The sequence below is a fragment of the Pseudomonas sp. PICF6 genome (genome assembly GCF_009831705.1).
Lineage (GTDB): Bacteria > Pseudomonadota > Gammaproteobacteria > Pseudomonadales > Pseudomonadaceae > Aquipseudomonas > Aquipseudomonas rhizophila.
In genome coordinates, this window is record NZ_WUUD01000016.1 from 118,216 (window position 1) to 132,170 (window position 13,955).

Here is a 13,955-nt window from a genome sequence, read left to right on the forward strand (position 1 = left end):
CATGCCCCTGATCGGATGCATCGCCGATGACTTCACCGGAGCGACCGACCTTGCCAGCATGCTCGTGCGCGGCGGTGCTCGCACTGTGCAGACCATTGGTGTCCCGCACGGACCCTTGGCGGTGGGTGAAGCCGACGCCCTGGTGGTGGCACTCAAATCGCGCAACCTGGCGCCCGATGAAGCCGTCGCTCAGTCGCTGCAGGCGCTGGAGTGGTTGCGCCAGCAGGGCTGCCGACAGTTCTACTTCAAGTATTGCTCGACGTTCGACTCCACCGCTGAGGGCAACATCGGCCCGGTCAGCGATGCACTGCTCCAAGCCCTGGGCAGCGACTTCACCGTGGCCTGTCCGGCCTTTCCGGAAAACCGCCGCAGCGTGTTCAACGGTTACCTGTTCGCCAATGACGTGCTGCTCAACGAAAGCGGGATGCAGGACCATCCACTCACGCCCATGCGCGACGCCAACCTGCTGCGCGTGTTGCAGCCGCAGACACGCCACCCGGTCGGCCTGATCGACTACCGGACCCTGCGCGCCGGCGTCGAGGCGACCCGTCAGCGGATCGCCGCGTTGCGCGCCGAGGGCGTGGGCATCGCTATCAGCGACGCTATCGATAATGAAGATTTGCAGGTGCTCGGCGCCGCCTGTGCCGATCTGCCGTTGGTCACGGCCGGCTCGGGGCTGGCGCTGGGCATGGCCCAGGATTGGCAGGCCAGAGGGCTGTTGCAGGCCAACGGCGAAGCCAGCCGGCTGGGGGCAGGGTGGGGGCGCCAGGCGATTCTCAGCGGTAGCTGTTCGCGAGCGACCCTCGGCCAGATCGAGCAGGCGGCAGCGGTCTATCCTGCCTTTCGTCTTGAGGCCGCCGAGCTGATGGCCCGCGGTGATGCACTGGTGGCCGAGGCCTTGGCCTGGGCTGCCGGCCACCAGGGTCCGGTGCTGATCTATGCCAGCAGTCCGGCCGACGAGGTACGCCGGGTGCAACAACAGTTCGGTGCGCAGCAGGTCGGTGAACGCATTGAATCGGCCCTGGCGGCGATTGCCCGTGCGCTGGTCGAACAGCAGGGCGTGGGCCAATTGCTGGTGGCCGGTGGCGAAACCTCCGGCGCAGTGGTCGGCGCGCTGGGTATCGAAGGTTTGCGCATCGGGCCGAGCATCGACCCCGGCGTGCCCTGGACCCAGACGCTCGGCCAATCCGGTCGGCCGCTGACGCTGGCGCTCAAGTCCGGTAACTTCGGTAGCGCCGATTTCATGATCAAGGCCTGGGAGATGCTGGCATGACAGAAAGCCAATTGCGCGAAGAGATCGTCGAGATCGGCCGTTCCCTCTACCTGCGTGGGCTCAGCCCTGGCTCCTCCGGGAATATCAGCGTGCGTCTGGACGATGGCTGGCTGCTGACACCGACCAACGCCTGTCTCGGTCGCCTGGACCCGGCCGACATCGCCAAGCTCGACTGGCAAGGTAACCACCTGGCTGGCAAACCCGCCTCCAAGGAAGCATTCCTGCACCGTGCCGTCTATGAAGGCCGTGAAGATTCCGGTGCCATCGTGCACTTGCATTGCACGCACTCGGCGGCGGTCTCGTGCCTGGATTGCCTGGACGCGACGTCTTGTCTGCCACCGCTGACACCCTATTTCGTCATGCGCGTGGGCCGCTTGCCGCTGATTCCGTACCACCGGCCCGGTGATCCGCGGCTGGGTGAGGCGATTCGCGGGCTGGTCGGACAGCACAGTTCGGTGTTGCTGGCCAATCACGGGCCGGTCGTTTCGGGCAAGAGCCTGGAGGCGGCCACCTATGCCATCGAAGAACTCGAAGAAACCGCCAAGCTCTACCTGTTGCTGCGCCAGCAGCCGGTACGGGCCCTGGACGACGAACAAATCGAAGAACTGCGCCAGACCTTCGGCGCCCAATGGTGACTGCAATGCCACGTTTCGCTGCCAACCTCAGCATGATGTTCAACGACGCACCTTTCCTGGATCGCTTCGGCCGTGCCGCCAAGGCCGGCTTCAAGGGCGTGGAATACCTGTTCCCTTATGAGTTCGCACCGGCCGAACTGGCCGGGCGTTTGGCCGAGCACGGGCTTAGCCAAGTGCTGTTCAACCTGCCACCGGGGGATTTTGCCGCAGGCGAGCGCGGCATCGCAGCGATACCGGGGCGCGAGGCGGAATTTCGTGAAAGTGTCGACCGGGCCATCGAATACGCCCACGCCCTGGGCTGCCCCAAACTGCACGCAATGGCCGGACTGGTGAGTGACGAGAGCCAGCGTCCGCGCATGCGCGAGGTCTATCTGGAGAACCTGCGTTACGCCGCACGACGTTTGGCCGAGCACCAACTGACACTGTTGATCGAGCCGATCAACACCCGCTCGATTCCGGGTTACTTCATCAATCGCCAGACCGAGGGCCATGCAATTCTGGCCGAACTGGGCGAGCCGAATCTGCGTGTGCAACTGGACCTGTTCCATGCACAAATCATGGAAGGCGATCTGATTGCCGGTTTCCAGCGCTTCCAGGCCGGTGTCGGGCATATCCAGATTGCCGGCGTGCCGGATCGGCACGAACCGGACCTGGGAGAAGTGAACTACCCGTACCTGTTCAAACTGCTCGACGAGGCCGGCTACGATGGCTGGATCGGCTGCGAGTACAACCCACGCGGCCTGACCGAGGATGGCCTGGGCTGGTTTGCGCCCTGGCGTTGAGCTGAGATGGAGTAGGGCGCCCAAGAGGGGCGTGAGGGCATGCGATGAATACAAACCCTCTCGCCCCAGACGCCGGATAAGTCCCCTACGTACTCAGCAGAACGGCCTGGTCATCATTGACCGGCAAGGCAATATCGGGCTCGCCGGGTGTCAGGATGACCTTGCGACAATCTTCCTGTTTTTTGTCGAATAGCTTGTAGCCCTCGGCGGCCTGTTCCAGGGACAAGCGATGGCTGATGATGACTTCAGGGCTAAGGCGACCGGTCTCGATATGGCCAAGCAGCTCGGGAAGATACCGCTGCACGTGGGTCTGGCCCATTTTGAAGGTCAGGCCTTTGTCGAATGCGTCGCCGAACAGGAAGCCGTGGATGAAACCGGCATACACGCCCGGTACGCTTACGACCCCACCGCGCCTGACCGCCGCAATGCATTGGCGTAACGCCTTGCCGCTGCTGCCTTCGAGTTTAAGCGTAGCCAGCACTGTTTCGGTGGTGCTGCCTTTGGCTTCAAAACCCACGGCATCCACCACGCCGTCCACGCCCCGCATGCCCTTGGTCTGGCGAATGATCGTGTCCGCCGGGTCGTCGTCTTCATCAAAATTGATGGGAATAACGCCATAGGTTTTCTGTGCATAGGCCAGACGATAGGGGTGATGATCGACCATGAAGATCTGGTCGGCGCCCAACATCCGCGCGCAGGCGGCGCTCAGTAAACCGACCGGCCCGGCGCCATAGATGGCAATACTCGAGCCGTTGCCGATCCCGGCGTTGGTCACCGCTTGAAAGGCGGTTGGCAAGATGTCCGAGAGGAACAGCACCTTCTCGTCCGAGAGGGTTCCCGGCACTTTGAAAGGCCCGGTGTTGGCCTTTGGTACCCTTACATACTCAGCTTGTCCGCCAGGGATACCGCCGTACAAATGACTGAAACCGAACAGAGCTGCCCCGGGCGGGATTGCCTTCTTGTTCAGAATCGCGCCACGACCCGTGTTGGTCGTTTCGCAAGCGGCGAACAAATCCATCTGACAGAAGAAACAGCTGCCGCAGGCGATAACGAAAGGCACCACCACTCGATCGCCGGGTTGAACGGCGGTCACCGCTGAACCGGCCTCTTCAACGATTCCCATGAACTCATGGCCGAAGATGTCGCCATGTTCGACAGCGGGAATTTTTCCGCGATAAAGGTGCAGATCGGAACCACAAATCGCCGTTGCCGTGACACGCAGAATGATGTCGTCACTGTCCTCCAGGACCGGGTCGGGGACCGTGTCGACTTTCACACTGTGTGCACCGTGGTAAGTGAGTGCTCTCATGACTTCCTGCCTCTGGGTCGCGTGGTGATATAGGGCAGAGGCGGGAGGCTGGATGGAAGTTCAGAGCATTAGCGCGGGCACGTGACTGGCGGTCATCATCTACTCATGCACCGTCACCCGATTGCGCCCGGTTTTTTTGGACGTATACAACGCCTGGTCGGCCCGGGCGATCAGTTCGGCGTGGCCGGTCGAGGGCTGGCTCAGGTCTGCCACTCCAAGGCTGATGGTGAAACGGATGCTCTGGTCGTTGTACAGCACCTGCAGTTCTTCGACGGCCTTGCGCAGGCGCTCGGCGAACATCCGGGCACCGGTCTGGTCGGTGTCCGACAGCACCACGCCAAACTCCTCGCCGCCATAACGCCCGGCCACGTCGGAGTCGCGTACGTGTTCGTGCAGAAGCCTGGCGACCTGCTCGATGACCTTGTCCCCGGCCTGGTGGCCATAGGTGTCGTTGACCCGTTTGAAGTGGTCGATATCGAGCATCACCAGGCTCAAGGCATTGCCATAGCGCTGATGCCGCGCATAGGCAGCTTTCAGGTTCGCCTCCCAATGACCGCGGTTGTACAGCCCGGTCAGTCGATCGGTACTGGAGAGCTGCTGCAATTGCGCATTGGCGGCCTGTAGTTGATGCCGGTTGGTGGCGACGTCGGTGACGTCATAGATCACCAGGCAGATGTGACTGATCGTGTTGTCGGGCGAGCGCAGCGGTAACAGCGTGGTGTTCTGGTACATGAACTCTTCCTGGCCGGTGATCGGCTGGTAGCTCTTGAACCGCACCAGATAGGGACGCTGCTCCCAGACAGTGAACGCTGGGGTGCCCAGGGCAGCGACGCTTTCTACCTTGCGGCTGAACCACTGGCGATCGATTTCCGGGAACAGGCTGAAAAAATGCTGGTCGTGGGCGTCCTTTGGCTGCACCCCGGAGCGGTTCTCCATGAACGTGTTCCAGACCTGCACGCGGTAGTCGCGGTCCAGCACCACCACACCGACATCGATGCTCTGAACAATGGCCAGCAACCAGTGAAACTCGTTCAGATCAATGGAATCAGGCATGGCTCAGGTCATCAGGTAGGTGAGTTTTTGGGTCAGCCGCTCGATCGAGTCTTCGGTGAACAGTAACAATAGATCGAAACGAATATCGTGCCCTTCCAGGCTGTAGCTGATTTCCACCGCCAGGGTCTTTTTCCAGTGCTTGCGGTTGACTTGAATCAGCTCCTCGATGGCCGCGTGCTGGCCGAGAATCTGCGGATGCCCCTGAGAAAACACCACGTCGATCTGTTCGGCAATGCTGCTCAGGCAAGCGCCGATCAGAACACTGGAGAGGTCCAGCAGCATTTCCAGGTCCGAATAGTCGCTGCTTTGGCGTTGCATCAGTTGCGCTATGTCAGCAATTTCCGACTCGTGAAATATCAGCAGGGCTTCGCCGGCAATCCCGCTGCCAATAAAGCCCTGGCAGATGGCGGTGAGTTGTTCAGAGCTACCGGCATCGTTCAGCGCCATGTGCAGCTCACCCACCTCAAGGATGTTCACGTTCGGTACCGGTAACTGCACAAACACACCCAGCACCTTGGCGATCAGGGCGGCGGCCTGGCCGATGGCAACGTTGACCGTCTCGCGAAACGCATCGTGAAAACTGATGGCCGTGTTCGTTGCCGGACGATTTTGCGGCGGCGTCTGGCCGGGTTTCGTCAGCAGGCCCAACTGGCTGAGCGTCTGGCGCAGTTCGTTTTCGTCGAAAGGTTTTTTCAGGAATGCCAATGCGCCCAGCTCAAGCACGCGGCGTACCGCCTGTTCCTGTACGTCACCGGAGATCACGATGACTTGCGTCTTCAAGCCTTCGGTGCGCAAGGCGCTCAACACCTGGTAACCATCCATCTCCGGCATGGTCAGGTCCAGCAGCACCACCTGGCCCAGCCCCTGGCGTATGGCGTCCATGGCCTGGCGACCATTGCTGGCCTCGGTGACCGAGACCGGCCAGTCCGCCGGCAGCGCCCGTAGCACCTGCTTACGAGCCATGTTGGAGTCGTCACATACCACCAAGGGAATCACTGACACTGGGGCGCCCATTTGAATTGAACGGCAGCCGAGGCCTTCAGGCAGGCCACGCATTGCATTGAACTAAAAACTGGACCAATAAGTCAGGCTAGTCAAATGCACTTCATCCATTTCGGGAGTCTGTCCAATGCGCAACTACACGGTGAATTACCTGTTCAACGACGCGCCTCGCACTCACGCGTTCGAGCTCAAGCAGCTTCAACTGCCCGTCCATGAAGCCGCGATGCACCTGCTCCAGCTGCATTTTGGAGATGCAGAGAACGGCCTGATCATGCCCACCGCGGATGCGACGCCTGCGCAGATCCTGGAGCAGGCCGAGCGGGTAGGGCTGACGCAAATCAGGGTTGTCGATCAGCACATAATTGATTAATTAAAATAACCAGTTGTTCTGGTTTTTTGATCGTGAACCGTGTTTTACCGCCCATGAAAAACACCCACTACGGGTTTCCTTCTTTGCTGGTCTGAACCGGATATTATCGGTACTTCCGTTTGTTTATAGGGCTTATAGCCTCGCGTCTGGATATTTGTAAATTAAGAAACCTAGTGGTTTCCTTTCTGTTGTTTTTTGGCATACTCACCCAGCGAGTCGACATAGATGTCTGCTCGAAATGGTATTTAGTGCTGTCTAATAACAATATAACCAGCAGGAACCCACGCCATGCACAGTCCCGATCACCACGCTACGCCAGTCGGCGCCGAACAACTCACTGCCACCCTCGCGCGGATGAAACAGGCCCACTTGGTTGACGGACCGGCCAGCCTGGAGCTGCGCCGCGACCGCCTCGATCGGGCCATTGCGCTACTGCTGGACAATCGTGACGCCATCGTCGCAGCGGTGTCGGCGGACTTCGGCAATCGTAGCCGCGAGCAGACGCTGCTTTCCGATATCGGCGGTTCGGTGGCAAGCCTCAAGCATTGCCGTGAGCATCTGGCCGAGTGGATGCAAGCGCAATCGCATCCGTCACCCTTCCCCGGCAGCGAGGCGCGGGTCGAGTACCAGCCGTTGGGCGTGGTGGGCGTGATCAGCCCCTGGAATTTTCCCATCGTACTGGCGTTCGGGCCTCTGGCGAGCATCTTCGCCGCCGGTAACCGGGCCATGCTCAAACCCTCGGAACTGACCCCACGCACCTCGGCATTGATGGGCGAATTGATCGCCCGATATTTTGACGAGAATGAACTCACCACGGTGCTGGGCGATGCCGAAGTCGGCGCGCTGTTCAGTGCCCAGCCGTTCGATCACCTGATCTTTACCGGTGGTACGGCGGTGGCTCGGCACATCATGCGTGCAGCCTCGGACAATCTGGTGCCGGTGACCCTGGAGCTGGGGGGCAAGTCGCCCGTGCTGGTGTCCCGTAGCGCCGATCTGGCGACGGTGGTGCAGCGGGTCATGACCGTGAAGACCTTCAACGCCGGGCAAATCTGCCTGGCCCCGGACTACGTGCTGCTGCCGGAAGAATGCCTGGAAGACTTTGTCGCCGAGGCGGTGCGCTTCGTCGGTGCCATGTACCCCTCCTTGCACAGCACCCCGGACTACACCTCCATCATCAACCCACGCAATTTCGACCGCCTGCAGGGTTATCTGGCCGATGCTCGCGCCAAAGGGGCGCGGCTGATCGAGATCAACCCGGCGCAGGAAGACCTGGGCGATCGCCAGACCCGCAAGATCGCTCCGACGCTGGTGCTGGATGCCACTGAGCAGATGCAGGTGCTGCGCGAGGAAATCTTCGGCCCGCTGTTGCCGATCAAGACCTATCGCGATTTCGCCACGGCGATCGACTACGTCAACGGTCAACCTCGGCCCCTTGCCGCTTATTACTTTGGCGAGGACGCCGGTGAGCGCCAGCAGGTGTTGGAGCGCACGACTTCGGGCGGTGTGGTGATCAATGATGTCATGAGTCATGTGGTGTTCGAGGCGCTGCCGTTTGGCGGGGTCGGTCACTCGGGGATGGGGGCGTATCACGGTGTCTACGGTTTCCGTACGTTCAGCCATGCCAAGGCGGTGGTGGTGCAGAGCCCGGTTGGTGAGTCCAACCTGGCAATGCGCGCGCCTTACGGCGCAATGATCCACGGTCTGCTGGATCAATTGCTGACTGCCCACTGAGTCTTCAGGAGTTTGATCATGAACGTGTTGTCGACTCTCAAGGCCAAGCTGCTGCGTGCCTTTGCCAAGCGCATGAAAGCCAAGTTCACCTATGACGCGGCGCAGTATCCGTTGCGCCTGTTCGAGGAGAAGCTCATCCCCACGGCGTGGGGCCCGGCACGGGCCTTGTTTTATTGGCCCCAGACGCCCTCCAGCGAACCTCTGCCCGTGTACCTGAACCTGCATGGCGGCGGCTTTGTGGCCGGGGTGCCGGAGCATGACGACAGCTATTGCCGGCGGTTGGCCCATAACCTGGGTTGCCTGGTGGTCAATCTGGATTATGTCCTGGCCCCCGAGTTTCCCTTTCCCGCCGGCTTGCGACAGAGCTTCGCGGTGCTTGAGTGGCTGGCCGACCAGGCCGCGACCCTGGGCATCGACCCACAACGCATCGCAGTCGGTGGGCACAGCGCCGGCGGTAACCTGGCCACCGGCGTGGCCAATCTGGCGCGGGAGCACCAACGGCTGCGGGTGGTGCATCAGGTCATCGACTATGCGGCCGTGGATTTAGCCGCGGATCCGGAACTCAAGCGCTCGACCTCTGACAAACCCTTGCTCGGCCCGGGCCTGATGCGCTTCTTCAATCGCTGTTACCTGAGCGATCCGGCGCATGCCCGCGACCCTCTGGCATCACCGTTACTGGCGACGGTCGAACAATTGCAGGGCATGCCCCCCGCGACGGTGATCACTGCCGAGTACGATATCCTGCTCGCCGAGGGGCAGGCCTACGCGCAGAAACTGCGTCAGGCCGGTGTGGCGGTGACCGAGAGAATGTTCACCGGGTGCGACCATATGTTCACTCACCTGGGACCGGATGCTTCGGCACAGCAGGCGTGGCAGCTCATCGAAGACTCCCTGCGCAAGGCGTTTGCGAGCAGGCTGCGTTAAGCTGGGCACCTTTGTGAAACCACCATCAGGACATGCGCACCATGCCGTTCAACAGGACCCGTAATGCCTGAAACCACCGGGCTGCCCACCCGGCGCGGTCGTCCGCCGGTGCGCAGCCGTCAGGAGCAGATGACCTCGCTGTTGGATGCGGCGGCGCAGGCGCTTGGCAGCGGCAATTTTGCCAACGTCACCATGGATGCTATCGCCCGCGCCGCCGGGATCTCCAAGAAGACCCTGTACCTGTTGGTGCCGAGCAAGGAAGCGTTGCTCTCGCAACTGGTGGCCAGGGACTTGTCCACCCTTGAACTGCTGTTGGAAAGCGGTATTGATTGCGCCGAGGACCTGCTCAGCGAGTTGCGCATGTACCTGACGTTATGGGCGCGCCTGACCCTGTCGCCGTTGGCGCTGGGGCTCTACCTGTTGGCTGCCCAGGGACGCGAAACGGCGCCGGGCCTTGCCAGGATCTGGTATCAGGAAGGTGCCGCGCGCTGCCTGAGCTTGTTGCGCGGCTGGCTGGGCAAGGCCGCCGGCAAGGGATTGTTGGCACACGAAGATGTCGAGTCAGCGGTGGAGCTGATCGACTCGCTGTTGATTTCCCAGCCGCTCAAGCTGTTCACCCTTGGGGTCCAACAGGCCTGGTCCGACGAGCAGATCGAGCAGCGGGTCGAGGTGACCTTGGGCCTGTTCGGCCGCTGCTTTATCCGTCGATCATCTACGCCATGAGATGCGCCTATTCGCTGATCGAGCGCCGCGACAGGCGATAGGACAACTGGGCACGGGTCAGGCCGAGACGGCGGGCCGCTTCAGAGACGTTGCCTTTCACTTCGCCCAGGCAGTGGTCAATGATGGTGTCCTCGATCTCTTGCAACGACAGCCGGCTCGGATCCTTGCCGCCGAACAGTTCCAGACTCGCACCACTGCCGGTACTGGCTGCGGCGCTCGTTGCATGGCGGGCCGGCGGCGGGTCGTTGGGGCTCGCAGCCAGTTGGCCACGGGTGCCGATGGAGAACATGGGCTGGGCCAGGCGTTCACCGCTGGTAAACAAGTGCGCCAGGTCGATGGCGCCGCCGTCCGGGGCGCTGATCACGCCGCGCTCCACCAGGTTCTGTAGCTCGCGGATATTGCCCGGGAAGTCATAGGCCAGCAGCGTATCGGCCGTGCGCGGCGTGAAGCCGCTGATCTGCCGACCATGGCGCTGGGTGAAGCGATGCAGGAAGTGGGTCATCAGCAGCGGGATGTCTTCCTTGCGTTCGCGCAGCGGCGGCAGATGGATCGGAAATACATTCAAGCGAAAGAACAGATCTTCACGAAACTCGCCACGTTGCGCGGCGGCGCGGAGGTCGACGTTGGTCGCGGCGACCACCCGTACATCGACTTTCAACGTGCGGCTGCCACCGACTCGCTCGACTTCGCCCTCCTGCAAGGCGCGCAGCAGCTTGCCCTGGGCCACCAGACTGAGGGTGGCGATCTCGTCAAGGAACAGGGTGCCGCCATCGGCGCGCTCGAAGCGCCCGGCGCGCGATTGAGTGGCACCGGTGTAGGCACCGCGCTCGACGCCGAACAGCTCCGACTCCATCAGGTTTTCCGGTATGGCAGCGCAGTTGATGGCGACGAAGGGTTCATCGTGGCGCGGGCTGATGCGGTGCAGCATCCGCGCAAACATTTCCTTGCCGACGCCGGACTCGCCAGTGAACAGCACCGTTGCCTGGGTCGGCGCGACCCGTCGCAACATGTGGCAGGCGGCGTTGAAGGCCGAGGAAATCCCCACCATGTCGCTGTCTTGTGCGGGAGTCGGATCAACCAGCAAGCTCGTCGGCAGGGCGCCTTTATCGCTGCGGCTATGGGCTGTCACGCTGCGTCCGCCGGTGCTGACGAAAGGTTCGGCGTTCAGGTCGGCCAGGTCCGCTTCGGCGTCGTCCCATTCCTCCGCGGGTTTTCCTATCAGCCGGCAAATGCTGGAACCGGTGGAGCGGCATTCGACCTCGCGGTAGAGAATCAGCCGGCCGACCATCGCCGAGGTGTACCCGGTGGCATAGCCGGTCTGCATCCAGCAGGCCGGTTCGGTGCCGATGCCGTATTGGGCGATGTGCTCGTCGTCCTCGCTGGAGTGATGCCAGAGGAATTCGCCGTAATAGGTGCCCAGGTTCATGTCGAATTCGAAATGCACCGGCTCGACCTTCACCGCGCCTTCGATCGCATGAATGATCGGGCCGGCGGCGAACAGCGCCAGGATGTCGGCCTCGGGGAAGCGCTCCTTGATCAGGGCGGCGTCCCGGGCGCCGCAATGGTAGCCGGTGCGCAACATGATGCCTCGGGCGCGGGCCAGGCCCATGCTTTCAATCAGTTCTCGGCGTAGCGCGCCGATGCCGCTGTTGTGGATCAGCAGCATGCGCGCGCCGTTCAACCAGATGCGGCCGTCGCCCGGACTGAACATCAGGCATTCAGTCAGGTCCTGCAGGGTAGGCGGCGCCCCTGGTGGCAACTGCTCGCTGGCACCCCGCACGGGTTTGTTTGGCGTTGCGCGAGAGAGTTCGGCCAGGGAAATCAGCTTGTTCGCCATCACAAATCCTTAAACGGGATAATCATAATCCGCATAGTGCAGCATGAAATTGCTGAAATCATCACTTTTTTTACCCGCCTGAATCCCCCCTCCAGATACCCACATGCCTCTGTTTGCGCTGGATGCCGCGTGCTTGAGCGGTTGCCTTGCGATTACTCAGAGATGGCATATCGCTTGCTACAACTAGTTACCGAGATTAACTAATTCGGCAATAACAATATGGCTTGGCTGTCGCCGCCTTCGAGCAGGCAGTACAAGCAAGAATCGGGAAGCCCGTATGAAGTTGACCAACAAGAGGATAGTCGTGACCGGGGTTTCCTCGGGCATCGGCGCCGAAACCGCGAGGATCCTGCGTGCCCACGGGGCCATCGTCATCGGCATGGATCGCAATGAGCCCAACCTGAGCCTGGACGATTTCATCCAGGCTGATCTCAGCCACCCGGATGTCATCGATGCGGCCGTGCAGCAGTTGCCGCAGGCGCTCGACGGCCTGTGCAACATTGCAGGAGTCCCCGGTACCGCCGATCCGCAAGCGGTTGCCCAGGTCAATTACCTGGGGGTGCGCCATCTCTGTGGGGCAGTGCTACCGCGCATTGTTGCCGGAGGCAGCATCGTCAACGTCGCCTCGATTCTTGGTGCGCAATGGCCGCAGCGCCTGGACCTGCACAAGGCCCTGGCCGATACCCAAAGCTTTGCCCATGGCCAGGCCTGGCTGGCCGAGCATCCGGTGCCTCGGGAGAGCTGCTACCAGTATTTCAAAGAGGCCTTGATCGTCTGGAATTACCAGCAGTCCCAACCCTGGTTCCTGCAGACCTCTGTGCGCATGAACTGCGTGGCGCCGGGCCCGGTGTTCACGCCCATCCTGGGTGATTTCGTCAGCATGCTCGGTCAAGAGCGCGTCGAGGCTGACGCTCATCGTATGAAGCGCCCGGCCTACGCCGATGAAGTGGCGGCTGCCATCGCCTTTCTGTGTGCCGACGAATCGCGCTGGATCAATGGCGTCAACCTGCCGGTCGATGGCGGCCTGGCGTCCACCTACATCTGAACGAGGAGCCCTGGGCGAGTGACCACCGGCCGACTACGAGCGAACGGCCAGTTCAAAAAACATGTTTCCAACAACAAGAACAATGAGGAACACCATGCACAACTCTCGATGCTATCCAGGCTTCAAGCGTTCAGCCCTGGCACTCTCGGTCTGCCTGGCCGGCTGGGCCTCCCAGCCCCAGGCTGCGCAAATAGACTTGGGCGACAGTCAATGGCGCCTGCGCTGGGATAACACCCTCAAGTACAGCCAGGCGTGGCGTCTGCAAGGGGCCGACGACAATCTGGTCAACGCGCCGACTGCGGGGGGCCTGTACCCCTCGATCCAGAGTCAGGGCGACAAGAACTTCAGCAGCGGCCTGGTCTCCAACCGCCTGGACCTGTTCAGTGAGATGGACCTGAGCCGGGAAAACTATGGCCTGCGCCTCAGCGGCGCAGCCTGGTACGACGATATCTACAACAAGAACACCGACAGCAGCGAGCAACGGCACTTTCTCGACGATACCCGCGAACTGCACGGGCGCGACGCCGAATTGCTCGATGCCTTCGTGTTTGTGCGGGGTGATGTCGGCGAGTCGAGCCAGGGCACCGTGCGGCTGGGCCGGCATAGCCTGATTTATGGCGAAAGCCTGTTCTACGGGGGCAACGGCATTGCCAATGCCCAGGGGCCGAGCGATATCGTCAAGCTGCTCAGCGTACCCGGCACCCAGTTCAAGGAAATCCTGCGTCCGGTCAATCAGGTGTCCGGGCAGTTGCAGATCAACCCGCAGTTGTCTGTGGGTGCCTACTATCAGTTCGAATGGGAGCGTTCCAACTTGCCGGGGGCGGGCAGCTACCTGAGTGACAACGATGGTATCGGCGAAGGTTCCGGCGACTGGACCCAGGTGTTTGGCAACACCACCGTGCATGCCTCCGATATCGAGGCCAGGAACTCCGGCCAAGGCGGCATGCAACTGCGCTACAAGCCCGAAGGCACCGAACTGGAACTGGGCTTCTACGCTGCCAAGTATCACGACAAGGCGCCGAGCGCGCTCTATGCCTATCTGGACGGTGCAGCGGCCGCGGCCACCGGGCTGCCGATCCTGGGGTCCTATCGCCAGGTTTACGCCGAAGACATCAAAACCCTCGGCGCCAGCTTCTCCACGGCTTATGGCCCGTTCAATTTCGCCGGCGAAACCTCGGTGCGCTGGGACGCACCGCTGGTGAGCAACCTGCAGGTGGTGACACCTGCCATGGCGGCGGACAACAACGGCGATGCGCTCTACGCCAAGGGCA

General features: G+C 61.6%; 13 protein-coding genes. 9 read left to right on the plus strand and 4 right to left on the minus strand.

Annotated features, from left to right (window positions below; translation table 11 throughout):
- Position 1 precedes the first annotated feature (1 nt).
- Genes otnK through otnI form a run of 3 tightly spaced genes read left to right on the plus strand, consistent with a single transcriptional unit; the run spans position 2 to position 2,690 of the window.
- The gene (gene otnK, locus GSM73_RS08310; protein ID WP_160892148.1) at positions 2-1,273 is read left to right on the plus strand and encodes a 3-oxo-tetronate kinase; all 1,272 of its coding nucleotides are present in this window, start codon (positions 2-4) and stop codon (positions 1,271-1,273) included.
- Positions 1,270-1,908: a 3-oxo-tetronate 4-phosphate decarboxylase gene (otnC, locus tag GSM73_RS08315; RefSeq protein WP_047225618.1), complete on the plus strand. Its 639-nt coding sequence runs from the start codon at positions 1,270-1,272 to the stop codon at positions 1,906-1,908. The genes otnK and otnC overlap by 4 nt, the downstream gene beginning before the upstream one ends.
- Before the next feature lie 5 nt (positions 1,909-1,913).
- Positions 1,914-2,690 carry a 2-oxo-tetronate isomerase gene (gene otnI, locus GSM73_RS08320; RefSeq protein ID WP_107322809.1) on the plus strand — a complete coding sequence of 259 codons (777 nt, stop codon included), beginning with the start codon at positions 1,914-1,916 and terminating at the stop codon, positions 2,688-2,690.
- Positions 2,691-2,775: 85 nt separating this feature from the next.
- Here the strand turns inward: otnI and GSM73_RS08325 are convergent, their stop codons facing one another.
- The 3 genes from GSM73_RS08325 to GSM73_RS08335 all read right to left on the minus strand — a co-directional run bounded on the left by GSM73_RS08325 (position 2,776) and on the right by GSM73_RS08335 (position 6,066).
- Positions 2,776-3,999 (minus strand): zinc-dependent alcohol dehydrogenase, encoded by a 1,224-nt coding sequence (locus tag GSM73_RS08325; RefSeq protein WP_076384253.1) that lies wholly within the window; start codon positions 3,997-3,999, stop codon positions 2,776-2,778.
- Between the two features lie 99 nt (positions 4,000-4,098).
- Positions 4,099-5,052 (minus strand): sensor domain-containing diguanylate cyclase, encoded by a 954-nt coding sequence (locus GSM73_RS08330; RefSeq protein WP_107322807.1) that lies wholly within the window; start codon positions 5,050-5,052, stop codon positions 4,099-4,101.
- A 3-nt stretch (positions 5,053-5,055) separates the two neighbouring features.
- The gene (locus GSM73_RS08335) at positions 5,056-6,066 is read right to left on the minus strand and encodes a response regulator (RefSeq protein ID WP_107323296.1); all 1,011 of its coding nucleotides are present in this window, start codon (positions 6,064-6,066) and stop codon (positions 5,056-5,058) included.
- A gap of 115 nt (positions 6,067-6,181) precedes the next feature.
- Here GSM73_RS08335 and GSM73_RS08340 point away from each other — a divergent pair, with 115 nt between their 5' ends.
- From GSM73_RS08340 to GSM73_RS08355, 4 genes are all read left to right on the plus strand, one after another.
- Positions 6,182-6,424 (plus strand): hypothetical protein, encoded by a 243-nt coding sequence (locus tag GSM73_RS08340; protein ID WP_107322806.1) that lies wholly within the window; start codon positions 6,182-6,184, stop codon positions 6,422-6,424.
- A gap of 288 nt (positions 6,425-6,712) precedes the next feature.
- Positions 6,713-8,155: a coniferyl aldehyde dehydrogenase gene (locus tag GSM73_RS08345; protein WP_160892150.1), complete on the plus strand. Its 1,443-nt coding sequence runs from the start codon at positions 6,713-6,715 to the stop codon at positions 8,153-8,155.
- Between the two features lie 18 nt (positions 8,156-8,173).
- Positions 8,174-9,079: an alpha/beta hydrolase gene (locus GSM73_RS08350; RefSeq protein WP_160892152.1), complete on the plus strand. Its 906-nt coding sequence runs from the start codon at positions 8,174-8,176 to the stop codon at positions 9,077-9,079.
- 63 nt (positions 9,080-9,142) lie between these two features.
- Complete coding sequence (locus tag GSM73_RS08355) at positions 9,143-9,802, plus strand: TetR/AcrR family transcriptional regulator (RefSeq protein WP_160892154.1); 660 nt, start codon at positions 9,143-9,145, stop codon at positions 9,800-9,802.
- Positions 9,803-9,809: 7 nt separating this feature from the next.
- On the opposite strand, the gene GSM73_RS08360 is transcribed toward GSM73_RS08355, so the two are convergent.
- Positions 9,810-11,639, minus strand: coding sequence for a sigma-54-dependent Fis family transcriptional regulator (locus GSM73_RS08360; RefSeq protein ID WP_160892156.1), 1,830 nt, complete (start codon positions 11,637-11,639; stop codon positions 9,810-9,812).
- 277 nt (positions 11,640-11,916) lie between these two features.
- Here GSM73_RS08360 and GSM73_RS08365 point away from each other — a divergent pair, with 277 nt between their 5' ends.
- Together GSM73_RS08365 and GSM73_RS08370 are read left to right on the plus strand one after the other, a co-directional pair.
- On the plus strand, positions 11,917-12,684 hold the full coding sequence (locus GSM73_RS08365; RefSeq protein WP_160892158.1) for a coniferyl-alcohol dehydrogenase: 768 nt from the start codon (positions 11,917-11,919) through the stop codon (positions 12,682-12,684).
- A 94-nt stretch (positions 12,685-12,778) separates the two neighbouring features.
- Positions 12,779-13,955 (plus strand): DUF1302 domain-containing protein (locus GSM73_RS08370; protein WP_256676784.1); only part of this gene is annotated, 1,177 nt, incomplete at its 3' end.